This is a genomic window from Shinella sp. G-2 (assembly GCF_050172695.1).
In the GTDB taxonomy this organism is placed as follows: Bacteria; Pseudomonadota; Alphaproteobacteria; order Rhizobiales; family Rhizobiaceae; genus Shinella.
Window position 1 is genome coordinate 1 of sequence record NZ_JBBEYH010000075.1, and the last position, 726, is coordinate 726.

General features: G+C 59.2%; 1 protein-coding gene. It reads right to left on the reverse strand.

What is annotated here, in order from left to right; genetic code table 11:
• Nucleotides 1-724, reverse strand: a protein-coding gene (locus V8U06_RS29175; protein ID WP_427143646.1) for an IS5 family transposase whose coding sequence is annotated in 2 segments (ribosomal slippage) — nucleotides 1-391 and nucleotides 391-724 — 725 coding nt annotated over the 2 segments. Because the reading frame shifts where the segments join, the coding sequence is not laid out codon by codon here. This gene is flagged as partial in the annotation.
• Between the last annotated feature and the right edge of the window lie 2 nt (nucleotides 725-726).

Sequence of the window (726 nt, forward strand, 5' to 3'; positions counted from 1 at the left end):
CAGATTGCCGAGAAGAAGGTATGCGCGCAACGGTCGTAGCGGGTTGCGATGCGCCGCCAGTCCTTGAGCTTTGCGAAGAGGTTCTCCACCTTGTGGCGCTGACGATAAAGCGCCTTGTCGTATGGATATGGTGCCTTCCTGCTGCGGCTGGATGGAATACAGGGTTCGATGCCCTTTGCCTGCAAGGCTTCCCGGAAGGTCTTGCTGTCATAGCCTCGGTCGGCAATCAGCGTCTTGGCCGGCGGCAAGCTATCCAGGACGAGGCGAGCGCCCCTGTGGTCGCTCATCTGGCCTTCGCTGAGCAGCATGAGGATCGGGCGTCCTTCGCCATCGCAGACGGTGTGAAGCTTGGAGTTCAACCCGCCTTTGGTTCGCCCGATACGACGGGGAACATCCCCTTTTTAAGCAGGCTCGCCGCGGTTCGATGGGCTTTCAGGTGCGTCGCGTCGATCATGATGCGTTCGGGCTTCGGACCGTCACCGGACAGGGCCACGAAGATACGGTCGAACACGCCCAGCCGGCTCCAGCGGATGAAGCGGTTATAGAGCGTCTTGTGCGGTCCGTAGTCCTTAGGCGCATCTTTCCATTGCAGGCCATGCTTGATGACGTAGACGATGCCGCTGATCACCCTGCGATCATCGACGCGGGGAACACCATGCGCCAAAGGAAAATACGGCGCGATCCGCGCCATCTGCTGTTCGCTCAGCAAAAACAAATCACTCATAA